At 50.0% G+C, this 21,773-nt stretch carries 22 protein-coding genes; 11 read left to right on the top strand and 11 right to left on the bottom strand.

Annotated features, from left to right (window positions below; genetic code table 11):
- Positions 1–40 precede the first annotated feature (40 nt).
- Positions 41–598, bottom strand: coding sequence for a polysaccharide biosynthesis/export family protein (locus tag PsAD46_RS19860; protein ID WP_063292347.1), 558 nt, complete (start codon positions 596–598; stop codon positions 41–43).
- Between the two features lie 220 nt (positions 599–818).
- On the opposite strand from PsAD46_RS19860, the gene PsAD46_RS19855 reads away from it, so the two are divergent.
- A complete protein-coding gene (locus PsAD46_RS19855; RefSeq protein WP_063307686.1) occupies positions 819–3,188 on the top strand; it encodes a GumC family protein in 2,370 nt (789 codons plus the stop codon).
- 27 nt (positions 3,189–3,215) lie between these two features.
- Here PsAD46_RS19855 and PsAD46_RS19850 read toward each other — a convergent pair whose 3' ends face one another.
- Complete coding sequence (locus PsAD46_RS19850) at positions 3,216–4,433, bottom strand: GNAT family N-acetyltransferase (RefSeq protein WP_063292349.1); 1,218 nt, start codon at positions 4,431–4,433, stop codon at positions 3,216–3,218.
- A gap of 155 nt (positions 4,434–4,588) precedes the next feature.
- Between PsAD46_RS19850 and PsAD46_RS19845 the strand changes: the two genes are divergently transcribed.
- Positions 4,589–5,668, top strand: a complete 1,080-nt coding sequence (locus PsAD46_RS19845) for a polysaccharide deacetylase family protein (protein ID WP_208981941.1) — start codon at positions 4,589–4,591, stop codon at positions 5,666–5,668.
- Positions 5,669–5,697: 29 nt separating this feature from the next.
- On the opposite strand, the gene PsAD46_RS19840 is transcribed toward PsAD46_RS19845, so the two are convergent.
- Positions 5,698–5,901: a DUF2842 domain-containing protein gene (locus PsAD46_RS19840; protein ID WP_057464452.1), complete on the bottom strand. Its 204-nt coding sequence runs from the start codon at positions 5,899–5,901 to the stop codon at positions 5,698–5,700.
- 290 nt (positions 5,902–6,191) lie between these two features.
- Here PsAD46_RS19840 and PsAD46_RS19835 point away from each other — a divergent pair, with 290 nt between their 5' ends.
- Complete coding sequence (locus PsAD46_RS19835; RefSeq protein WP_063292351.1) at positions 6,192–7,277, top strand: COX15/CtaA family protein; 1,086 nt, start codon at positions 6,192–6,194, stop codon at positions 7,275–7,277.
- A 133-nt stretch (positions 7,278–7,410) separates the two neighbouring features.
- Here PsAD46_RS19835 and PsAD46_RS19830 read toward each other — a convergent pair whose 3' ends face one another.
- The 4 genes from PsAD46_RS19830 to PsAD46_RS19815 form a co-directional block, all read right to left on the bottom strand.
- Entirely contained in the window at positions 7,411–8,694 is a 1,284-nt protein-coding gene (locus PsAD46_RS19830; protein WP_063292352.1) for an O-acetylhomoserine aminocarboxypropyltransferase, read from the bottom strand.
- 319 nt (positions 8,695–9,013) lie between these two features.
- Positions 9,014–9,454 carry a CoA-binding protein gene (locus PsAD46_RS19825; RefSeq protein WP_063292353.1) on the bottom strand — a complete coding sequence of 147 codons (441 nt, stop codon included), beginning with the start codon at positions 9,452–9,454 and terminating at the stop codon, positions 9,014–9,016.
- Positions 9,455–9,461: 7 nt separating this feature from the next.
- Positions 9,462–9,839, bottom strand: a complete 378-nt coding sequence (locus tag PsAD46_RS19820; protein WP_343229278.1) for a DUF3052 family protein — start codon at positions 9,837–9,839, stop codon at positions 9,462–9,464.
- Between the two features lie 100 nt (positions 9,840–9,939).
- Positions 9,940–10,770: an enoyl-CoA hydratase gene (locus PsAD46_RS19815; RefSeq protein ID WP_063307685.1), complete on the bottom strand. Its 831-nt coding sequence runs from the start codon at positions 10,768–10,770 to the stop codon at positions 9,940–9,942.
- A 187-nt stretch (positions 10,771–10,957) separates the two neighbouring features.
- Between PsAD46_RS19815 and PsAD46_RS19810 the strand changes: the two genes are divergently transcribed.
- The gene (locus PsAD46_RS19810; RefSeq protein WP_063307684.1) at positions 10,958–11,416 is read left to right on the top strand and encodes a PaaI family thioesterase; all 459 of its coding nucleotides are present in this window, start codon (positions 10,958–10,960) and stop codon (positions 11,414–11,416) included.
- A 5-nt stretch (positions 11,417–11,421) separates the two neighbouring features.
- Positions 11,422–11,676 (top strand): hypothetical protein, encoded by a 255-nt coding sequence (locus PsAD46_RS28190; protein WP_063292357.1) that lies wholly within the window; start codon positions 11,422–11,424, stop codon positions 11,674–11,676.
- A gap of 85 nt (positions 11,677–11,761) precedes the next feature.
- Here PsAD46_RS28190 and PsAD46_RS19800 read toward each other — a convergent pair whose 3' ends face one another.
- Both PsAD46_RS19800 and PsAD46_RS19795 read right to left on the bottom strand, forming a co-directional pair.
- Entirely contained in the window at positions 11,762–12,637 is an 876-nt protein-coding gene (locus PsAD46_RS19800) for a leucine-rich repeat domain-containing protein (protein ID WP_153040793.1), read from the bottom strand.
- Positions 12,638–12,654: 17 nt separating this feature from the next.
- On the bottom strand, positions 12,655–13,881 hold the full coding sequence (locus PsAD46_RS19795) for a hypothetical protein (protein ID WP_063307683.1): 1,227 nt from the start codon (positions 13,879–13,881) through the stop codon (positions 12,655–12,657).
- A 299-nt stretch (positions 13,882–14,180) separates the two neighbouring features.
- Here PsAD46_RS19795 and PsAD46_RS19790 point away from each other — a divergent pair, with 299 nt between their 5' ends.
- From PsAD46_RS19790 to PsAD46_RS19775, 4 genes are all read left to right on the top strand, one after another.
- Positions 14,181–14,657, top strand: coding sequence for a hypothetical protein (locus PsAD46_RS19790; protein WP_208981018.1), 477 nt, complete (start codon positions 14,181–14,183; stop codon positions 14,655–14,657).
- Between the two features lie 231 nt (positions 14,658–14,888).
- Positions 14,889–15,353 (top strand): 50S ribosomal protein L13, encoded by a 465-nt coding sequence (gene rplM / locus PsAD46_RS19785; protein ID WP_057464394.1) that lies wholly within the window; start codon positions 14,889–14,891, stop codon positions 15,351–15,353.
- A 2-nt stretch (positions 15,354–15,355) separates the two neighbouring features.
- Positions 15,356–15,832, top strand: a complete 477-nt coding sequence (gene rpsI, locus PsAD46_RS19780) for a 30S ribosomal protein S9 (protein ID WP_057464395.1) — start codon at positions 15,356–15,358, stop codon at positions 15,830–15,832.
- 176 nt (positions 15,833–16,008) lie between these two features.
- Entirely contained in the window at positions 16,009–16,887 is an 879-nt protein-coding gene (locus PsAD46_RS19775) for an FkbM family methyltransferase (RefSeq protein ID WP_208981939.1), read from the top strand.
- A gap of 3 nt (positions 16,888–16,890) precedes the next feature.
- Here the strand turns inward: PsAD46_RS19775 and PsAD46_RS19770 are convergent, their stop codons facing one another.
- Together PsAD46_RS19770 and phaC are read right to left on the bottom strand one after the other, a co-directional pair.
- On the bottom strand, positions 16,891–17,484 hold the full coding sequence (locus PsAD46_RS19770) for a DUF6653 family protein (protein ID WP_208981938.1): 594 nt from the start codon (positions 17,482–17,484) through the stop codon (positions 16,891–16,893).
- Positions 17,485–17,547: 63 nt separating this feature from the next.
- On the bottom strand, positions 17,548–19,356 hold the full coding sequence (phaC, locus tag PsAD46_RS19765) for a class I poly(R)-hydroxyalkanoic acid synthase (protein ID WP_057464397.1): 1,809 nt from the start codon (positions 19,354–19,356) through the stop codon (positions 17,548–17,550).
- 539 nt (positions 19,357–19,895) lie between these two features.
- Here phaC and PsAD46_RS19760 point away from each other — a divergent pair.
- Both PsAD46_RS19760 and PsAD46_RS19755 read left to right on the top strand, forming a co-directional pair.
- On the top strand, positions 19,896–20,225 hold the full coding sequence (locus tag PsAD46_RS19760; RefSeq protein WP_208981937.1) for a hypothetical protein: 330 nt from the start codon (positions 19,896–19,898) through the stop codon (positions 20,223–20,225).
- A gap of 316 nt (positions 20,226–20,541) precedes the next feature.
- Positions 20,542–21,753: an LL-diaminopimelate aminotransferase gene (locus PsAD46_RS19755; protein WP_063307681.1), complete on the top strand. Its 1,212-nt coding sequence runs from the start codon at positions 20,542–20,544 to the stop codon at positions 21,751–21,753.
- Positions 21,754–21,773 lie beyond the last annotated feature (20 nt).

The following is a 21,773-nucleotide window of genomic DNA, read 5'->3' as shown; positions in this document are numbered from 1 at the left end:
CTAATAAAACGCAAAGGCATGTAGAGTGCATGCTCTTAATTTAAAAGAGCCTTTCATGCACATAGAGCGTGTCCCCAGGGCGCACAGGCGCTGTGATTGGTGCCGGTCCGCTGGCAATTTCGCCACCGATCTGACGCGTTAGATCAACATCCTGTTGGCGGGCTCTTGCAGTGAAGCCTCCAGCGGTGGCGACGGCATTTTGCACGGTCATGCCCGGCAGGTATGCGTATTGGCCCGCGTTTCTGACTTCACCCATGATGAAAATTGGTCGGTAGACGGCAACTTCCACAGATACATCTGGATCGCGGATGAAACCGTTTTTCAGACGGGTGCGGATTATGCTTGCGAGTTGTTTTGGAGTTTTGCCAGTTGCGTTGATCTGACCGATTAGTGGGAAGGCGAGGCTGCCGCCCTGATCAATCTTGTAGGTATTGGACAGATCAGCCTGTCCAAAAACAATAATACGGACTTCGTCGCTTGCAGCAAGAGTGTATGGCTGGACCAGTTCCTCATGAAAAGCAGGCTCTGGCTTTTTATATGATGAACAACTCGTTAACAGAGTTAAGCCAGCAATAACTGCTAGTAGGCGCGGGCGCATTACGAAATCCTTTAAATTCATTGGGAGTATGTTTCGGCGCTCAAGGTTAACAGAGTATAAATATTGTAATTATCCTCTAGTTAATTTTGCAAGAATTGTTGGGCGCTTTGTCGTTTCTTTCCAGCATTTGATTAAGGTGCTTAATAACTTGGTTACCCTGTCTATGCATTCTTGTGATTGAAAATTGTTTCGGGCTTTGTATTGAGTGGGGAAGTGGGCTGTGCCGCAAGAAGATGTCTTTCTTGATATGGGCGTGCTGTTCAAAAAAGTGTTTAAGGGGCTCCTTTGGGTGATCCCTTTTGCAGCGCTGATCGCCTTCGGCACTTTTTACCTGGCCAGCAAGCAAACTGCCAAATACACAAGCGAATCCAAAGTCCTCATTGATACAGCCAAAATTATCCTGCCAGGCCAAATCCGTAACAGCGAGCAGGAACGTTCTCTGCTGGATAAAGAAGGCATTGCTAGCCAAGTACAGTTGCTGCAGTCACGCGATTTGGCGCGCCATGTTGTGCAAACACTTGATCTTGCGAACAACAGTGTTTTTGCGGCCATAAGCAAACCGGGCCTTGTCGATCAATTGATGACCCGTGTTGGGCTTGAGCCGACATCTGGTCAGATGAGTGAAGCAGAGCGGCTGCTGAACAAATTCACGAGCAATCTGGATGTGTATCAGGTCGACGGATCCCGCGTTATCGCAGTGCGTTTTACAAGCAAAGATCCTGAGCTTGCAGCGCGTGTTGCTAACACGGTGATCAACGAATATCGCATGCTGCAGGATAATGCGAAGCGCGCGGTGACCAATAACACGGCTGATGCGCTTGCGCCGCAGGTTGCGCGCCTCGAAAACGAAGTTGAGGCTGCGAAAAAGACCGTTGCGGAGTTTCGTGCGGGAGCAGACCTGTTGCTTGGGTCCGAAAACAGGACGCTAAACCAACAGCAGCTGGCCGAGCTCAACTCTCAGGTTTCTTCCGCCATCGTGGCAAAGTCGCAGGCTGAAGCTCAGGCGCGACAGATCCGATCCTTGCTGGAGGATGGTGGGTCTTTGGAAACTGCGACGCAGGTTCTGGCTTCTTCTCTAATCCAACGCTTGCGCGAGCGTCAGTTGGCGCTGGAAAATCGTATTGCGGAGCTTTCAACTACGCTCTTGCCAAATCACCCGCAGATCAAAGCACTGCGTTCCCAGTTGCGTGGGTACGATCGTCAGATCCGCGCTGAGGCGGAGAAAATTGTTATTGGTCTTGAGAATGATGCCAAGATTGCTCAGGACCGTTATGTCGCTCTCAATGAGCAGGTGAATGCGTTGAAGGTAGAAGCTGCCCGTTCGGGCGCTGATCAGGTTCATTTGCAGGAGTTGCAGCGAGAAGCACGCTCCAAAGAAGAGCAGCTGAACCAGTTACTTGTGAGCTTGCGTGAAGCAGAAGTGCTGCAGGGTGTTGGTGTGTTGAATGCTGACTCCCGTGTGATTTCGCGTGCGTCTGTGCCAAGTGAGCCGTCTGGCCGGAAGCCTTCTGCGCTTGCTGCGATTGCTGGTTTTGCCGCGTTCTTCCTCGGCTGCCTCTGGGTGATTGCACGTGCTTTGATTGCTGGTGAAGTTTTGCGCCGAGAAACATTTTCTACGCCAACAGCACCTGCCGCTAATCCGAAAGAAGCGACTGGTACAGCAACCTCTAATGCGCTTGAAAGCGTGGTGGATGCAACGACCCGCAGCCATGCTGTTGTCGCTCCTCCTGTCGAGCTGAAGCCTTCCTTTGTTGAAGAGGAAGATAAGTCTGATGAGGAGCAAAAAACCTCAGAGGAGGAAGAGCCTCAAGAGGAAATGACTGAACTTGCTGAGGATGAAGCTTTTGAAGAAGAGCATGACGAAGCACGCGAAGAAGAAGAGTTTGACGAGGAGTTTGAGGAAGAAGAAGCAAGTGCTGAGGTTTCGTCAATCACTCTAAAAGAAGTCAAGGCTGATAACGCTAATCAGCTAGCAAAAGTTGGCCGTGTGGTTGTGCTGAGCGTGGAGGATGAAAGCCTGTCTTCACGCGTTGCCCTAAGCTGTACGCGCAAGATTGCCGAGCGCGGTATTATGCCTGTGGTCGTCGAGGTGCGGTCTGAAGGCGGTGAAGGGGCTCAGTCCATCCTCAAAGAAACGCCGCTTGAAGAAGTTGGGGATGTGCCTCAGGCTGAAGAGGGTTCTGATGATCCGCTGAAGCCGGGTTTTGCCGAGTTGTTGGAAGGCGAGGCGGCCTTTACGAACGTGATCCACCGCGACCCTGTTTCCCGTGCGCATGTGATACAATCAGGTGTCATGCCTATTCGTGATGAAGTGGTTTATGGCGGGCGCTATAATCTCATTATGGAAGCCCTGGATCTGACGTATGACGTAATCGTGGCTGATCTCGGGCTTATCGAACCGAGCTTGATTTGCGCGCAGATGCTTTCTGAAGCGGATCGCGTAATTATTGCAACTGACGGGTCACCAGCTGGCCCTGAGCTGGAAAAAGCTCTGACCATTCTTGAAAAGCACACCAAGGCACCCGTTGAGGTGGAGCGAGTGGTCAGCAATGAAGCTGCGGCTTGGCTACAGGTTGATATGGCAGCATAAAAGCTGTTCAAAATGTTTTGAGTGAGCTTAGTGCTGTATGCGAGCGAAAATTCCACGGACACGCCTGTAAAGCTGCCAAAAACGCTCGTTGTTTCTGAGTTTGCGCTTAGAGCTGAGTATGACGTTTTCGAGAGCTGCGACGAGCTTTCCTTTGAAAGTGAGTGGCTCGATCCAGTCCTTTAAGTGTTCTGGTTCAGCCCATGCCAGCTTGAAACGTTCTTCGCCCAATCCAAAGTCAAAAATCTCCATGCCTTCATTGCACATGTCCTCAATGACGTGCTGCATGAGCAACTCGCCCGGACTATGTCGCATCAGTTCGCCATTAATGATGGAGGTGCAGTAGCAATATACTCGTTTTCCAGACATAAGACTGAGGCATGTGCTGATGATCTCATCATCAAGCTTCAGGCTGTAAATCACCGGTTTTGATGGGCTGTCGTCTTGCGAAAGGTTTGTGAAGGCCTCACGCACGAAACACTGGTAGTTGGGAAGAGCGAAGGCGGTTGGAATACCTGTCTCAGCCTGACGGAGTTCTCGCTGCCTAATCATGGCATCAACGGCTGCGGCTGCGCCTTCTTTTGTGACTTCAGCCTTGAAGCTGAGCGTTCCCAGTGACTGAAGTTTGCTAAGTTTACTGCGGTGCTTTTTGCGGGCACCTTTAGAGCGTTTTGCTTTGACGAATTCTTCCGCAGGGCTTGTTAGCTCAAACGGATAGATTGCATTGGTGCTCGTGGTGTCATCCAAACAGATTAACGGGTTGTCGTAGGTGCCCACACGCCTTGCCATGTTGCCAAGGTGGATGAGATCAACGCCCCATGCTTTGAGGGTTGCGACCAGACGAGGGCGGAGAAAATGTGCCTGCGGAGCTTGTAATAGCTCTTGAGACCAATAGCCCGTGTTCTGGTTGAAGATTTCCTCCCCGAGCCATCGGGCGGTTTTTGCAAGGTGGCACTGATGGAGAGCGAGAGGTAGTAGGACGTGGAGTTTTGCGCCGATGTATCCGGCAACAATCAGTGTGGTGGCTCTTTCTGAGTGGGCAACATGCTCCACCCAGCTTTTACACCATTCATAGGCGTGATAGGCACTTCCATCGCCTGAAGCTTCCAGAACGAGCCAATCACTTCGCAGTTTTGACAAGTCTTCATCTGAGATGATCTGAAAAGAAAGCTTATTCAAATCCAGCGTGTTATTACAATCAGCACGGTTAGAGCGCTCGCTGTTTGACGTGGATTGTGAAAGTGCCATTGAAAAATGCCCTAAATAAAATACAAGGAATTATTAGTTCCAAGCTCTTAATGAATCTCAAATCTAACTAGGTAGAGCAACCCAAATTGAAATTAATCGTAAATAATTCCCAGTTACAATTTGAGAGATATTCGGTTTGGAACTAGGGGGTCTCCGTGCGGAAGTCCTTCAAGCATTTATTTATTGATTACGCCAGCTACTTTTTAAGTAGCCGTGGGCCTGCCAGATTATTCAGGAACATGACCGCTGGTGATGGCATTATTTTTACGCTTCATCGTGTTCTGCCTGAAGCAACTGGGTCCTTTCAGCCTAATAAACTGCTTGAAGTTACACCCGAATTTTTGCGTAAAACCGTTATTCAGGTTCGGCAGGCGGGATACGAGTTTATTTCACTGGATGATGCTTTGGAACGGCTTCAAAGCAAAAGGCAATGCTCTCAGAAGTTTGCGGTTTTGACTTTTGATGATGGTTATAAAGATAACCGGGATGTGGCTTATCCCGTGCTAAAGGAACTCGATGTTCCTTTCACCGTTTTTATCAGCAGCGAGTACAGCAAGCATAACTCTGAGCTGTGGTGGATTATCATAGAACAGCTCATCGCTGAGAATGACCACATCTCATTCCGATATGAAGACAAACAGTTTGATTATGATTGCACCTCTTTAAAGCATAAAGAGGCATCGTTTGTATCAGCGCGCTGCATGCTTATCAGCGAGGTGCCAGAGGCTAAACAGCGGGCAGTTATTCGGGAGGCTGCAGAGCGTTATGGATTGGATTGGCGAGTGCTTTGCCGAGAGCTGATTCTGTCTTTTGAAGAGTTGCGTGCATTCTCTCAGGATCCACTGGTCAGCCTGGGCGCACATACGGACACTCATCCGATGTTGGCGCGGCTTTCTACCCGAGAGGACATCCGACAGCATATTCAGGCAGGGCTGGAGGAGATGACTGCGCAGTTAGGCAAGACGCCGACGGTTTTGGCGTATCCTTATGGTTTTGCAGAAGCGGTTGATAAACGTTGTGAAAGTGTTGCAGAGGAACTGAGTTTTGCGGCGGCTGTGACGACGCAACCGGGAACCTTGACTACGGAAAATCTCAAGCGACGCTATCATTTGCCGCGTGTCTCATTGAATGGATTACATCAACAGCAAAGAATGGTTGATGTGTATTTGACCGGAGCCGCATTTGCGGCTTACTACGCGGTGAAGCGCGTCCGGTCTTTTTTGAGAAGAGCGTGAGCTTTGATCAGGGCTTGAACCTTTAGGTCCTAGCGCTTTTTATAGGTCCAGCTGATAATCAATCCCGCCGGAACTACCCAGATCAAACCAGCAATTGCAAAAAAGATAAGCTTAATAGACCAATGCTTGCCCGCCATTGTTATATCGCCAATGACCATTGCCAGGAAGATATAGACAAGAACAAAAGTCACTAAAAATACCATGCCGATGAAACGGCGAAATGGCGAAACCATAGAGTTCTCCTTGAAAGCCTCTTTGCGTAGGGCCTTTCTTTTCCGCGCAAGCCATAGTTCAAAATGCATATATTTTTCAAGAGGATCTTGCTGATAATTTGCAATTTAGATTGTGCAGACCCGCTTTCGTGTTCTCTAAGTCTATGACACAGCAGTGCTATTGCATGACTGACTTTCACCTGAAAAATCTAGGTAATTTGTCTAGACTGCTGTGAGGATCTGCGTATTTTTCCTGATTTGGCTGCTGATCTGACATATATAGGGGCAAACAAGTTCTTCGAATAGGTGTCATGTCTACTCCGTTCTACAGTTCAGATCTTTCTGCTCAAGACCTTTCCAACCGCAGGCAAATTCGCGTGTGGTTGCTGTTTATCTGCTTCCTGATTTTGGCTATGGTTGTTGTGGGCGGGGCGACCCGCCTGACCGAATCCGGCCTTTCCATTACTGAATGGAAGCCAATACATGGCGCCATTCCACCACTGAGTGCAGCTGAATGGGCGGAGGAGTTTGAGAAATACAAACAGATCCCGCAGTACAAGCTGCTCAATGAGGGTATGACGCTTGGCGAGTTTAAGTCCATCTTCTGGTGGGAGTGGGGACACCGCTTGCTGGGCCGGGTGATTGGGCTCTTCTTCTTCATCCCGCTTGTGTGGTTTTGGGCTCGTGGACAGGTGAGCTCATGGCTTAAGCCGCGGCTTGTGGTTGCGTTCTTGCTTGGTGGATTGCAGGGGGCGATTGGCTGGTGGATGGTTGCGTCTGGCCTTGTGAACCGCGTAGATGTGAGCCAGTACCGTCTTGCTGTGCACTTGAGTGTGGCCTGTATTCTGTTTGCTTACCTGTATTATCTAGCAGCTGTGTTGAAGCGCCGCCCAGAGCTTGAGCGTGAAGGCTGGAATGTGTTTGGTGATGGTTTGTTTGGTGCATATGCCATTGTTGGCTTGGTGCTCTTTCAGCTGTTCCTCGGAGCACTGGTCGCAGGCCTCAATGCTGGGCTGACCTTTAACACCTGGCCGCTGATGGATGGGCAGATTATTCCATCAGGTTTGTTTGTCATGTCTCCTTGGTGGATCAACTTTTTCGAGAATGTGATGATGGTGCAGTTCCAGCACCGCATGATCGCTTATGCGCTGGTGATTGCTGTGTTTGTGCAGGGTTTTTATCTGATGCGCGGCAACAGAGAGAGCGTGCTGAAAAGCAATGCCAGCTGGTTGATGGTGGCGATTGTTGTTCAGGTATTCCTTGGTGTTGTGACGCTGCTTGGCATGGTGCCGATGGATCGCGCATTGGCGCATCAGGCGATGGCGCTTATTGTTCTGGCACTTGCTGTCGAGCAGGTTTGTCTGCTTCGCCGCGAAAAAGAAGCTGCGTTGAGATGATGATTCAGTTTGTCTGACTAAGTGGTTGATGTGGAATCGAAAAAGGCGCCTTGTGGGCGCCTTTTTTTGTTGAGCGATCATTGCTGGCAGATTGATTCATTTTCCAATCATACCGCATTGAAATATAAAGGTATTATGCCTTTTCGAGGGCTTGTTTCAGATCTGCGATGATATCAGCAACATCTTCAATGCCAATGGAAACACGAACAACATCCGGGCCTGCTCCAGCAGCAGTTTTTTGAGCATCAGACAGCTGGCGGTGTGTGGTAGACGCTGGATGGATGACGAGCGAGCGGGTGTCGCCAATATTAGCAAGGTGAGAGAATAACTCCAGACCTTTTACCAGTTCAACGCCCGACTCATAGCCACCTTTCAGGCCGAAGGTGAAGACTGCGCCTGCGCCTTTCGGGCAGTACTTCTGATGTGCCTGATGGAATGGGTCATTGGCGAGGCCTGCATAAGAAACCCAGCTGACAGCTGGATGGCTTTGGAGGAACTCAGCGACCTTCAAGGCATTGTCAGAGTGTTTCTGCATGCGCAGCGCAAGTGTCTCGATGCCTGTGATGAGCATGAAGGCATTTTGCGGTGAGATAGCAGGGCCGAGATCTCGTAGGCCCAGTACCCGACAGCAGATCGCAAAGGCGATGTTGCCGAAGGTCTCAAACAGGCGCATGTCGTTGTATTCTGGGCGAGGTTCGGTCAGCATTGGATACTTGCCAGATGCTGCCCAATCGAATGTACCGGCATCAACAATGGCACCGCCCATGGAGTTGCCATGTCCACCCATGAACTTGGTCAGGGAATGCAACACGATGTCTGCGCCGTGTTTGATTGGCTGGCAGAGGTATGGGGTTGCCATCGTATTGTCGACGATAAGAGGCGCGCCAGCATCTTTGGCCACTGCTGAGATGCCCTCGATATCCATGATAACGCCGCCTGGATTGGCGACACTTTCGATGAAGACGGCACGGGTGTTTTCGTCGATCTGGTCTGCGAAGCTTTGTGCGTCCAGACCTTCTGCCCATTTTACATCCCAACCGAAGCTTTTGAAAGAATGGTTGAGCTGGTTGATGGTGCCGCCATACATGCGCTTGGAAGCGACGATGTTACAGCCAGGTGTCATGAGGGCGTGGAAGGCCAGAAGCTGTGCGGCGTGGCCGGATGCCACGGCCAGAGCTGCAGTGCCGCCTTCCAATGTTGCCACGCGCTCTTCAAGAACAGCGGTGGTTGGGTTTGTGATGCGAGTATAGATGTTGCCAAATGCTTGCAGGCCAAACAAGGACGCAGCGTGGTCTACATCCTCAAACACGAAAGATGTGGTTTGGTAGATTGGTGTTGCGCGCGCGCCTGTGGTTGGGTCTGGTTTCGCGCCTGCGTGGATTGCAAGGGTATCAAAGCCTGGGGTGTGATCGCTCATAAGGCAGTCCTTTCAATGCGCTTGCAGGATGGAACGGTTCTGCGCAAGGTGTATGGTTTGCAAACCCTTGGAACAGGCGCGTCATTCTCTGCTGAAATTTATATAATTTCCCGCTAGGAACTATGAGGGGGCAACCGGAGGTTGGCAAGCTCAGATGAAAAGATGAGCGCTCTTCACTCTTGCAGAAAGCTCAAGCAACTTGCCGACTATTTGATGTTTGAAATTCTGTTCGCTTCTGCTTGGCGAGATTGGAAAATCGTTCTAACTTATCGGATGCGCTCTCAATTTTCGCGGCATCGAGAGCGCCTTATCGGAGTGTTTAGCTGGCTGCAACTGATGCCAGACGTGGAATTTCGATCTTAGGGCAGCGGTCCATTACCACTTTGATTCCCTTGTCTTCAGCTCGCGCTGCTGCCTCGTCGTTTCTCACACCCAGCTGAAGCCAGATTGCTTTGGGGAGCGTTGGCAGAGCGATTACCTCATCAATGACACCGCCAGCCGCTTCTGAATTGCGGAAGACATCTACCATGTCGACAGGTTCTGGAAGGTCAGTCAGGGAAGCATAGACTTTTGCGCCTGCGATCTCGGTTCCGGCCTGACCGGGATTGATCGGATAAACGGTATACCCTTCTTCCAGCAGGTAGTTCAAAACGCGGAAGCTGGCGCGTTCTGGCTTGTTGCTAGCTCCAACCAATGCGATTGTCTTGGTGCCTTCCAAAATGCCTTGGATGTAGCTGTCTGCATAATGATCGTGATTCATATTCTTATCAACTTTCTGCAATTTCCTTGGCTGCCAGCTGCATTCGTCTGTGCTCTGCACGCAGCTCCTTGCGAATAACAAGCTTGAGGCCGGACCAGACTGCGTCAATCGCACAAACCTTGATATCGACCAACCCCATAGGCAAGCAAACTTCTCTAATTGTACCTTCTGTCACTTGTGAGGGGACATTAGATGCCTTCTTGGGCCATGACACCCAAATCATACCGTCTGCATTCAGTGTCCTGCGCAGTTTACTCAGCAGATCTGCTAGTTCGCTTTGACCCGTTACAAAAATATGGGCAGTGTTTACGCCGTTTTCCAGAGTAGGCAGGAGGACCAGATCGTCAACTCCTGCTGCAATTTCATCGAAGACGGTTTGTGGCATGTTGTGCCACCAGCAGCGCATGCCGGGTTTCAGGCCTAGCTTTTGAGCTAGTGGTCTTTTTGAATACCCGGCTGTCATTGCGCTGCACCTTACATCTTGATCAGCTGTCTTTCCAATCAGGCGTACGCTTTTGAAGGAAAGCGTTGATGCCTTCTTCCGCATCGTTGGCGAGCATGTTTTCTGCCATGACTTGTGAGGTGTAAGCATACGCTTCTGCCAATGGCATATCGGCCTGCTTGTAGAAGGCTTCCTTGCCGGTTTTGACTGTGAGGGCGGACTTGGACGCAATCACTTCAGCGTATTTCTGAACTACGGCTTCCAGATAGTCTGCTTGCACCACTCGGTTGATCAAGCCGTATTCTTTTGCGGTGGAAGCGTCGATACTTTCACCGGTCAATAGCATTTCCATGGCCTGTTTGCGGCCAATGTTGCGGGTCAAGGCTACCATTGGGGTGGAGCAGAAGAGGCCGATGTTAACGCCTGGGGTGCAGAAGGTGGCTGTATCCAGTGCCAGTGCCAAATCACAGGAAGCGACCAACTGGCAGCCTGCTGCTGTTGCAACGCCAGTTACAACGCCGATGACTGGCTTTGGCAGGTTCACGATCTTCTGCATGAGCTCAGCGCATTGATCGAATGTCTGCTGATAGAAAACTTTGCCGCCATCTGCTTGCGCGCGTGCAGCGGTTAGTTCTTTCAGGTCGTGGCCTGCGCAAAAGACTTTGCCTTCAGCCCCAAGCAAAACAACACGCACTTCCGGGTTTGCTGCGGCTTCATCCAGCGCGGTGCAGAGCTCTTTCATCATGGCCATGGACAGAGCATTCATACGCTCAGGGCGCTGCATGACGATACGCTGAACACCATTGTGCAGCAGTTTGCCAAGCATCGGGCATTCTGCTTCGTTTTGATCTTTGGTGGTGTCTGCGTCAGACATGATGGTTCTCCATAGTGCTGAAAATAGTCGTTAAGATGCCTTTAGCAGGCTATCGGGCCATGATTAAGTGTTAAATCACAGAGTGAACAAAACTTGAGCCTAGCGCAACGGTTTAGAACTTTTGTTCAGCTGGTAAATCATGGAGCCATATATCAGTATGTCGGCTTGCATGAGGAGGAGGGACTTCATGACCAGTGAGGTGGCGGCGCCTGCTGTTAAGTTTAGTCCGGCAGAACTGACGGAATTTCTGGACAAGGCATTTCCGCAGATGCACGCATTAGGTCGTGCATATTTCATCGATGAAATTCTACCGGGAAAAGCAATTGTCAGGCTCAAGGCCGGGGACGTGCATTTGCGTCCTGGTGGTACTGTTTCCGGTCCTTCGTTGATGGCTCTGGTTGACTATGCAGCCTATGTGGTTCTGCTGGGCAATATGGGGCTGCATGCGCTTGCTGTGACCACCAACATCAATATCAACTTCCTACGCAAAGCTGAAGCTGGTGAGATGATCGCCACGTGTCGCATCCTGAAGGGCGGCAAGCGCCTTGTTGTTATGGAATGCGAAATTACACGTGAAGGGAGCGATGATCTGATTGCTCATGCCACCGCAACTTACTCCATCCCGCCGGCGTCGTTCAAGGGATAGGATGCGTGCTGTTTGTTGTCCAACTGCGTGGTTGGGCATCCATCCTCAATTTTGTGCCACATGGGGTTGTTGAGTGCCATTTGGCATTGGGCCAGATAGGCGGTGCCGTCTACATACAGGCAGGAAAAATCACCCAGCTCAATCCGCAGGCCACGGTTGGTGCAATAACAGTCCGGCTGTTTAAACAGACTGCGAGGACGTTTGCGGAACTTGCTTTCCTGAGCTTGGACATTCCAGGTCCAAAGCAACAAAAGCGATAGGGTGAGTAAGAGATAGCGATGCATTCCCTATGGTAAGATGTAGGGCGTGGATCGCTACCACTGTTTTTCAGGGGCGCTTTTCGGGTTAGAGGTAAATCAGCGTGCCTTGTGCGCGCAGGATTTCAAACCACTCCGGTTCTTTGGTCAGGCGTGTCCAGCGCAGATCCAGCTTGCGCAAGTTCTTCAGGTTACTCATGCTGGCGGGCAGTTCTTCCAGTGGATTTGCCCTGAGGTCCAACTGATAGAGATTGGGAAGATCTCCAATTTCTTCTGGGAGCTGGGATACTTGATTGTTGCGAAGGTCCAGCACTTCGAGCTGATGCAATTCATCCATGTTTTCAGGAAGTTTTGTGAGGGCGTTGTCGCGCAAATAAGCTTCTCGTAAGGATGAGAGGTTGGAAAAGTGCAAGGGTAATGCGCGCAAACCATTGCCGTAGAGCCTTAGCTCCTTCAGATTTTGCAGGTTCCCGAAACTTTCTGGGAGATGGGTAATGGTGTTGTCGGTGCAGCCGAGATACTCCAGTTCAGACAGATCACCAATGCTCTCCGGTAGTTGCGTCATGACTGTGTTGCTTGCATAGAGCACACGCAGTTTCTTTAAAGCTCCTAACTTTTCCGGAAGACACTTCAATGCTTGATGGCTGAGGTCCAGGATCTCCAGATTTGGCAAGTCACAGAGGCTGCCGGGCAGCTGTGTTAGCTTACATCCGTAGATGTAGAGTTCCTTCAGCGCCTGAAGGTCGGATAGGGCCTGCGGTATTTCGCTGATTGGGTTCTGTCCCAGATAGAGGCTTCTTAAGGAACTATGATGCAACAACTCTGATGGGAAACGGTTCAACTCGCACTTTGTGAGCGCGACATCCGTCAGCTTGCCGCCGGACTGGACTGCGCATGGGGTTCCATCTTGACGGTGCCTGATGCTTTTGAGCTGCTGATACTGAAATGAATCCTGTGTGATCATGGGAACCTGCAATGCGCTTAGTGGAGGTACTGCTGTTGTAGAGTTGAAACGACTTGCTCCGAAAGCTTAGTTTTCAGGAGGCCGATTGTCTTTGACGATAATGCCGCATTATCTGCTGCTGAGGCTTCTATTTGAGGTAGAACCTTATCGAGTGATGTACCTGCCTTCTGCAATTTCTGATCAACTGCCTGCCAGAATGCAGCACCTTTCATATAGAAGAGAGGGTAGTAGCTGGGGTTATTGTCGCGCGTTACTTTGGTGTGGGCTTCATAAAGGCCTGCTGCTGCGTGAGGGTAGCGCTCTTGAAAGTTTTGCCATTGCTCCATCGGAGTTTCTGTTTGTAAACCTGCTTTCTCCAGTGATTTGTAGCCGTAATATTGAGCAAGGCTTTCAGAAATCCAGAGTGGGTAAGATTGGGTTGCCAGCAAGTGAAAGAGTTCGTGGCTGGAGACCCAATGAAGTTTGGCGATGCTGTCGTCTGTGGCTGCGCCATCGGTTACTGCAAAATTGGCAAGGAACGCTTGTTTGCCAGCAGCTCCAGCTATTTGCCCCAGTTTCTTGTCAATTGCGATCCACACGAGATCGATATTGTTTGGTGTGCGCTCCTCGGGTGCAAGCAACGCTTTCAGATACGCAAGTTGTTGTTGAAGAGCGGGCAGGTTCTCTGCTTTCAAGGCTGAAGTCGGATCGTCTTTGAATGGCGTGAGTGTTGTTTGCCCGGTTTTCAGTGTTTTGGTGGACTTGCCCCATGTGAGGATCAGAGGTGGTTCGTTTTGGGCGGGCAGGGCGCTGCATTTGACCGCCTGCGTCTTGTTATGGACTTTGCCGCAGATCTCTGTTGCTGAGACACCTTCGAAACGAGGAATGTCATCCCACTCCGTCAAGCTCCACCATCCAGAGGGAGAGTAAAGGTTTTGCTGGTTTGCAATGGCGTGAGGGGCGGTTTGCACATTCTGGAAGGTGACATTCCATTGCAGCTCACGACATGATAATTGCTTTCCATAGGTAATGGATGTCTTGTGAACTCCGTCGCAGAAGAACTGAATTGGTGGCGTTTCTGCATCCCCTCGAATGGTGCGAGGCTTCAGTAACCTGAGGCCTTGTGGAACTGGAAATGTGACTGTTGCAGTTCCGCTCATAGGTGTGGTGGTGCTGACGTCTATGATGATCTGGACCGGTGGATTTTCTGCAAGGGCAGATTTTATGAACAGGGACGGAATTAGAAAGAAAAAGGGGAGGTGCATTTGAAAATTTGATACCTGAGAAAAGCAACTTTGGATTGAACAAACGATTCGATGATTTCCGCACGGAAATGTGTTCATCCCATGTTATCCAATGTATGAGGCATGTGCTCTACAAGACGACACTGCGTTGAAGTGCCTAAAACCCTCAGCTTATTGAAATTTTTGAATTAAATTTGTCTGAAAGTTGAATTGTCTGTTGATCCAAAAGCAAAAAGCCACTTAAAATTCAGGGACTAAAGCCAAAGGCCGTTTTTGATGGATGGGAGACCTGAGAAGACGGCATGTGGGGGAGCAGGCTTGTGTTCTATCGTGCGTTTTTCGGTTTCATTTTTGATTTCCTGTTGGTGCCACTCCGTTTCGGAACTCTATTGGCCACGATCGGCTATATTGGCTTTCTAGCCCTGAATATCCTTTTGATTCTGGCTGTTCCTGCATTCTTTGATCTTTATGTGGTCAGTGAGCCTCGGGTCTTTGCTGAATTCCGCGAGACGATGTTCTATCTGGATACGGCCTTTATTGGTGATCCAATCGTCTTCGTGAGCCTGGTGTTCTTCAATCTTCTGCTGGCAAATGCCACGTTGACGACACGCCTGACCCGCAGTCGTTGGCGGTTTTTCTATCCGGTTCATTTTACGCCTATTAATTTGCGCGAATATCGTGTGGCACTTGCTGGTCTTGGCTATTACGTCAGCTGTTACAGCGCCAACTGGGTCTTCTATGAATTGCAGGTGGATGACCTTATTTTGACTGCTGCACGTGCTGCCGGTGTTTCCTGAGGTGCAAAAACCTCAGATTCATGCGGAAAAAGTGTGGTATTATAATACCTATTTTATATCTATTTGATTTTATTGAGTAATTTGCTTGAGTGTGTGTTTTTTTGTTCTTGACGTTGTGCTCAAGCTCGCGTATCTACCCGTTCCTACACGGAGCTATCACGTTTAGCTGCTCTTTCGGGCCTGAACGAATTTCTCCCAAGAATTTTAACCGTCAAAACTACGGTAGATCTTATGAAGACTCATTCCACTAAAGTGGCTGAGGTCGACAAGAAGTGGATCTTGATCGACGCAGAAGGCGTTGTTGTTGGCCGTCTGGCAGCATTCATCGCAAACCGTCTGCGCGGCAAGCACAAGCCGACCTACACACCACATATCGACGATGGCGACAACGTAATCGTTATCAATGCAGACAAAGTTGTACTGACTGGTAAAAAATACCAGAGCAAGAAGTACTACTGGCACACTGGTTACCCTGGCGGTATCAAAGAGCGCACTGCACGTCAGCTGATCGAAGGTCGTTTCCCAGAGCGCGTTCTGGAAAAGGCTATCCAGCGTATGATGCCAGGCGGACCTCTTTCCCGTACACAGCTGCGTAACCTGCGTGTTTATGCTGCTGCAGAACATCCGCATGATGGCCAGTCTCCAGAAGTGGTAGACGTTAAAGCCATGAATCCTAAAAATGCGAAGAGGGGTTAATTATGTCTGAGCTACAGTCCCTTGAGGAACTGGGCGGCGCAATCGCCCCTACCGAGAACGAAGCTCCTGTACATGTACAGAAGCTCGACGCACAAGGTCGTGCATATGCAACCGGTAAGCGTAAAGACGCTATCGCTCGTGTATGGATCAAGCCAGGCACCGGTAAAATCGTTGTAAACGGCAAAGAGTACGCTGAGTATTTCGCTCGTCCAGTACTTCAGCTGATCCTGCGTCAGCCAATCATGCTCACTGAGCGTGATGGCCAGTACGACATCAACGTAACTGTTGCTGGTGGTGGTCTTTCCGGCCAGGCTGGTGCTGTTCGTCACGGTATCTCTAAAGCACTTACTTTCTACGAGCCAGCATTGCGTCCGGTTCTGAAGAAAGAAGGCTTCCTTACTCGTGATAGCCGTGTTGTTGAACGTAAGAAGTACGGTAAGCGTAAAGCTCGTCGTTCCTTCCAGTTCTCCAAGCGCTAATACGCGATACTGGAAACAGTTTTACGGAAAGGGCTGCCATTTGGCGGCCCTTTTTGTGTTTGGGCTCTCTGTCTTGCCGTGGGTGAAATTGCAGAGTTGTTGCGCTGGGGTTTACCTGCCACGTTTGTGCGAAACTGTGGTGGGGATGTGCATTGATCCGGTGGTCGCAAAAGTTCTTGTCGGCATTCCTAATGGGGCTTGCCCCGCATAAACGAAGTGGGACGCTGGCTCGTCTTGCTTTGAGGTTGGATAAGAAGAACCTGAGTGCTTCGAGAGTGCTTTATCTGAAAGAGCATAAGGGCTTTTCCAATATGAGGCGATTGGAAGAGTTTTTGCGAGTTGGCTTGGGTGATGAGCAGTTTGCGCGGTTGAGTGAGAAGTACTTTTACTATTGCCGTGCTCAGCGCTTTCAGGAGCTGCATTTCCTCAAACAGTTTCCATTCTACGAGAAGCAAAAAGGTTTTTTTGTAGAAATAGGCGTTGGAGATGGAACGCACCTTTCTAATAGCTTCCTTTTTGAGAGGGCATTGGGTTGGTCTGGTTTGCTTGTGGAACCCAATCCAGATTGCTGGGAGCAGATTTGCTCAAGGCGTGACGCTGATTTGGATAAGAGAGCGGCTTGGAGTTCGGGAGGGGGAGCACTTCGCTTCTTTTGTGCTGATACTTCGGAGTACTCTGGGATGCTCTCCGTTGTAGGCCAAGGAACTAAGCCCGGGCGCGAGATTGAAGTTCCTATTGCTCGGACTGAGGATATTCTGGTTCAGCACAATGTGCCTGATCACATTCCCTTTATATCTATTGATACGGAAGGTACTGAGCTGGAGGTTCTCAAGGGAATAGATTTTTCGCGCAGGACGTTTGACTTCCTATGCGTTGAGCACAATCATAACTCAAAGCAGCAAGATGCCTTAGTCGCCTTTATGAAGTTGCAGGGATATGTGGTCACCCAGCCGGAACTCTCCGGAGCAGATTACTGGTTTGTTTCAGGGCAGGGGCGTGCGTCGTCTGTTTCTGCAAAGCAAGACGGTTATGGTGCGCCCTTGTTGGCCGACTAAGACTCAGCTCGCTTTTGCTTTCAGGCTGTTGTCGTTGACTGGAATGTTTCGCCAGCTCTTGTAGAGCGGATGGGCGTTTTTCATATGCTCGAAGACCTTCACCATCACAAACAGTGAGGCGAGCTTTGCGAGGTAGGCGAGGATGCCACCCGTAAGCATAAGTGGAAGATTGTTGGTGGTTGCTGCCCAGATCGCTGTGCCTACTGCGATTAGCCCGATGACAAGAAGAGCGAGTGCTTTTTGATGATAAGGGGCTGGAACTGGAACAAACATCCGGTTCAGCCACATTCTCTCACCCAACATCGCTTTTTGCAGCCAAGTTTTTGCGCCAATTGCTTTTTTGCCAAAGGGTGGAATGACCCAAACCCATGCAACAGCTGCAAGTGAAAGGGCTAATGCCCAGAACCAGCCGAGCGCTGGTTGATACCACAGAGGTGCAAGCAAGGCAGGAAGCACAAGGATTCTTGCCAAGAGGTTTTCAGGCTTGTTCATGCGCGTGAGGGCAGCGCTTTGTGTGTTCAGGTGCCGAACATGTCGAGGATCCCAGCCGCCGATCTTCCGCGGTTGCATTTGTGATAGCTTAGGATCTCCTGCCACGTTGTCCTCCATTTATTTCGTGAGAACAAGCGTGGCGTCGAGCAGACTCACTGCGTGTTCTCTTTATATGCGCACCTTAACATAACTGCCTGGTGCGTCTTCCAAAATTTTTGTGCGGCGTGCGCCCGGTTTGCGTGCTTTTACCTGATTATCATCCTGAGATGTAATCCATTTTTGCCAGTGTGGCCACCATGACCCAGGGGTTTCAGATGCATCTTGCATCCAGTTTTCCAAAGCACCCTCCGGCTTACTTCCTGTCCAGTATTGGTATTTCTCTTTGGATGGTGGGTTGACGACACCAGCGATATGGCCAGAGCCACTCAAAACGTACTCCACGGGACCTCCAAAACATCCGCAGCCTTTGAATACGGATTTTGCAGGTGCAATGTGGTCTTCTTTTGTTGCCAGATTATAGATCGGGATCTGGACATCGCTCAAGTCGAGGTTTTGCCCGGCCAGTTCCATTTCGCCTTTCGCAAGTGCGTTTTTCTGGTAGCAGTTGCGCAGGTAGTAGGAGTGGTTGGCAGCAGGCATGCGCGTGCTATCCGCATTCCAATAGAGCAGGTCAAACGGGAATGGATCTTTACCGCGCAGGTAATTGTTGACGACATAAGGCCAAATCAAGTCATTGGAGCGCAGCATGTTAAAGGCCGTCGCCATTTTGGAGCCGTCCAGATACCCTTTCTCGCCCATGCGATGTTCAAGAATTTCGATCTGCTCCTCGTCCACAAACACCTTCAGGTCGCCTGCAAAGGTGAAATCCACCTGAGTGGTCAGGAAGGTCGCAGATGCAATGCGATCTTGCTCTCCGATTTTGGCAAGATAGGCGAGGGTAGCAGCCAGCAAAGTGCCGCCGACGCAGTAGCCAATGGCGTTGACGGTCGTCTGCTGGGTGGTTTTGCGAATGCGCTCCAGAGAGTTGAGAATGCCGTCGCGCATGTAGTGTTCAAAGCTTTTTTGAGCCTGTGTCTCATCCGGATTGATCCACGAGACTACAAAGACAGTGTGGCCTTGATCCACGGCCCATCTGATGAACGACTTTTCCTTGTTAAGATCAAGAATGTAGTACTTGTTGATCCAAGGCGGAACAATAAGGAGCGGACGTTTGAGAACTGTTTCTGTCGTTGGTGTGTATTGAATCAGCTGGCAAACATCGTTCTGTTCTACGATCTTGCCGGGTGTGACTGCAACGTTCACGCCAACTTCAAACTTATCCGGGTCTGTCTGGCGGATGCGTAGGTCTCCGTGACCGGCCTTGATGTCTTCCGCGAGCAACTTCATGCCCTTCACCAGATTGCCGGCGTTGGACGACATGGTCTCGCGCAGCAGCTCCGGGTTGGTGAGGATGAAGTTGGACGGAGACATGGCATTGGAGATTTGCTTTATGTAAAAGCCCGCCTTATGGCGTGTGTGATCATCCAGTTCATCGGCGCCTTCTGCAAGTTCTTCAGCCCAGTTGCTCGTTTGCAAGTACATCTGCTTGATGAAGTCGAAGAAGTTGTTGTCGTCCCACTGGCTATCTTTAAAGCGCTTGTCGGTGTTGGTGGGGACAACGATTGGTTCTCTTTCCTCTCCAGCCATGCGCTGGAGCGTGGAGTTCCAGATGTTCATATATCCAGACCAGAGCTTTGTTTGAGCTTCTATGGCGCGGGAAGGGTCTTTCATCCAATAATTGCCGACCTCAGCGAGTGTCTTTACCACTGCGTTGAGTTCTTCGGTGCCACCGGATGCTGCTTCGCCTTTTTCGCGAGGCTCCAGATAGGCTGCCAGAGCCTTGCCGCCATTTTCGGCGATCTCGGAGAGGTTCTTGGCAAACTCCTCAGGATTATTGAGGATGTACTGCAACATTGGATTGGTGTCTTCACCGGTCATTTGCCTGCTCAGTCCTCGTATCTGGTGTCTGATTAATACTCGCCAGACCCAATAGTATTTGGTGTGCGTGATCGTGCTCAAAAATATACCACATACACTCATGCGTAATGGGGCGGTGTCTTAGCCTACAAAAACGGCATAATGAGTATATCCCTAAGAATTTTGACAGGCACGTGAAAATCCATGCTGATTGTCTTAGTCCTTAGGTGGATTCTTAGTAGGTATTTAGCAAGTAAAGTGCTCTTGCGGAACTGTGAGAAGTTTTGGGTTATTCTTAAGTTTTATGGATGAGTTCAACTCTTGAGGAAAACTCGGAATACTCCGAATTATAATAGTATTTCTTCTTAATATTTATCGGCTATGGTTTGAGTATATCGTGTTCTGTGTTCAGTAAATGACAGTTGCCCTAGAGTAATAAACTATGTGTTGTTAACAGGGTAATATATGTGGACTACGGATGACGCAACTGCTAAGTGCATTTTTAATAAAGTTATGTGCGCTGCTTTTGTGTCGTCATCAGATAAAACGCGAGGTTCCAGATGTTGCTTAAGTTTCAACGAGTTTGCTGTGCAGTTGTGCTGGCAGGTTTTGTTGGCGGTTGTGCATTTGGCGAATCTTTGACGGTTTACGAGGCCATCGAAAAAGGCAACGGCGCAAAGCAGACTGGTGTGGCTGAACTGCCGCCAGAAGTTTCCAGCGATTTGCTTTCCCCAGAACAGCGTGCGGCTTCTGAAGCCAATCTGCTTGCAATCTCCTCTGAGAGTAAGCGCAGGGCAGGTCTTGGTGAGAGCTTTGAGTCCAGTACCGAACAGCTGAAAACGATTGCTGGTGAGCAGGCTGAGCAATCTCAGGATGTGCAGGCGCAATAATCTTTCGCCGCATTTTCATGTGGCGAATGCACCTTTAGTTGTGCATTTTGTGTGAAAGCTGTCTAATTTCTCAAGTCGAAATTGTAGATCCCGTTGTTAGCCGCAGAATTCTGCGGCTTTTTCTTTGGATTTAAAGTTTCACATCTTCTTTGAAAACTTTAAAAAAATGTCGGTTTTATCCCTCATGAATGATGCGAAAAATGTTCGCACCTGCTAAAAGGCCGTGGAAACTTGGCTGAAATGACTCGGGACCAAGTTTGAACAGAAATCAAAATATAGCTTGAAACGCTAAACTGAAGAAAGTGAGGCTCGCGTCATGGACGACTTTCACAAGACACGCCGGCTCCCGCCCTATGTCTTTGAACAGGTCAATCGTCTGAAAGCCAAAGCGCGAGCGGCAGGCGCCGATATTATCGACATGGGTATGGGCAACCCTGATTTGCCTACTCCGCAACATATTGTCGATAAGCTGGTGGAGACTGTTCAGAACCCGCGCACACATCGCTATTCCGCATCCAAAGGGATCCCGGGATTGCGTAAGGCACAGGCTGGCTATTATGAGCGTCGCTTTGGTGTAAAGCTAAACCCAGATACGCAAGTTGTTGCGACTCTAGGGTCTAAGGAAGGGTTTGCCAACATGGCTCAGGCGATTACCGCGCCGGGCGATGTGGTGCTTGTCCCTAATCCATCCTATCCAATTCATGCATTTGGCTTCCTGATGGCAGGTGGTTCGCTGCGGTCTATCCCGGCAACTCCGGGTCCTGAGCTGTTTGAGGCTCTGGAGCGGGCTGTGGTCCATTCTATTCCGAAGCCAATTGCAATTATTCTGTGCTTCCCAGCGAACCCGACAGCAAGTGTTGCTGATCTGGATTTCTATCGCGATGTGGTTGCCTTTGCGCGTAAGCACGAAATCTATGTGCTTTCTGATCTGGCGTACTCCGAAATCTACTTTGGTGATGTTCCTCCTCCGAGCATCCTGCAGGTAGAGGGGGCAACGGATATTGCTGTTGAGTTTACCTCTTTGTCCAAAACCTTCTCCATGCCGGGGTGGCGTATGGGCTTTGCAGTTGGTAATGAACGTCTGATTGCGGCTCTTGCTCGCGTGAAGTCCTATCTGGATTATGGTGCGTTCACTCCAATTCAGGTGGCAGCTGCGTCTGCGCTGAACGGATCAGATGATTGCATTCGTGAAACACGCGAGATCTATAAGAAGCGCCGTGATGTGTTGATCGACTCTTTTGGACGCGCCGGTTGGGATATTCCCGCTCCGGAAGCATCTATGTTTGCCTGGGCTCCAATTCCAGACCAGTTCAAACATTTAGGGTCTTTGGAGTTCTCCAAGCTGCTTATTGAAAAGGCAGATGTGGCGGTTGCTCCGGGAATCGGCTTTGGTGAACACGGTGAAGGTTTTGTACGTATCGGTCTGGTTGAAAACGAACAGCGTATCAGGCAGGCCGCACGTGGCATTCGGAAGTTTTTTGAAGACGCGGGCAGCAATTCTGAGGAATTGAGCAAATCGGGCGCTTAGGCGCCCGCCCACCTAAAGAT

The organism is Pseudovibrio sp. Ad46 (assembly GCF_001623065.1).
Lineage (GTDB): Bacteria > Pseudomonadota > Alphaproteobacteria > Rhizobiales > Stappiaceae > Pseudovibrio.
This window is presented reverse-complemented; position numbering and strand designations above follow the sequence as displayed.

Coding starts and splice junctions, on each gene's coding strand:
- PsAD46_RS19830 (WP_063292352.1), bottom strand. CDS start 8,694: ATGAGCGATCACACCCCAGGCTTTGATACCCTTGCAATCCACGCAGGC.
- rplM (WP_057464394.1), top strand. CDS start 14,889: ATGAAGACTCATTCCACTAAAGTGGCTGAGGTCGACAAGAAGTGGATC.
- PsAD46_RS19835 (WP_063292351.1), top strand. CDS start 6,192: ATGTCTACTCCGTTCTACAGTTCAGATCTTTCTGCTCAAGACCTTTCC.
- rpsI (WP_057464395.1), top strand. CDS start 15,356: ATGTCTGAGCTACAGTCCCTTGAGGAACTGGGCGGCGCAATCGCCCCT.
- PsAD46_RS19800 (WP_153040793.1), bottom strand. CDS start 12,637: ATGATCACACAGGATTCATTTCAGTATCAGCAGCTCAAAAGCATCAGG.
- PsAD46_RS19760 (WP_208981937.1), top strand. CDS start 19,896: ATGTTGCTTAAGTTTCAACGAGTTTGCTGTGCAGTTGTGCTGGCAGGT.
- PsAD46_RS19840 (WP_057464452.1), bottom strand. CDS start 5,901: ATGGTTTCGCCATTTCGCCGTTTCATCGGCATGGTATTTTTAGTGACT.
- PsAD46_RS19820 (WP_343229278.1), bottom strand. CDS start 9,839: ATGCCACAAACCGTCTTCGATGAAATTGCAGCAGGAGTTGACGATCTG.
- PsAD46_RS19815 (WP_063307685.1), bottom strand. CDS start 10,770: ATGTCTGACGCAGACACCACCAAAGATCAAAACGAAGCAGAATGCCCG.
- PsAD46_RS19755 (WP_063307681.1), top strand. CDS start 20,542: ATGGACGACTTTCACAAGACACGCCGGCTCCCGCCCTATGTCTTTGAA.
- PsAD46_RS19850 (WP_063292349.1), bottom strand. CDS start 4,433: ATGGCACTTTCACAATCCACGTCAAACAGCGAGCGCTCTAACCGTGCT.
- PsAD46_RS19810 (WP_063307684.1), top strand. CDS start 10,958: ATGACCAGTGAGGTGGCGGCGCCTGCTGTTAAGTTTAGTCCGGCAGAA.
- PsAD46_RS19825 (WP_063292353.1), bottom strand. CDS start 9,454: ATGAATCACGATCATTATGCAGACAGCTACATCCAAGGCATTTTGGAA.
- phaC (WP_057464397.1), bottom strand. CDS start 19,356: ATGACCGGTGAAGACACCAATCCAATGTTGCAGTACATCCTCAATAAT.
- PsAD46_RS19795 (WP_063307683.1), bottom strand. CDS start 13,881: ATGCACCTCCCCTTTTTCTTTCTAATTCCGTCCCTGTTCATAAAATCT.
- PsAD46_RS19860 (WP_063292347.1), bottom strand. CDS start 598: ATGCGCCCGCGCCTACTAGCAGTTATTGCTGGCTTAACTCTGTTAACG.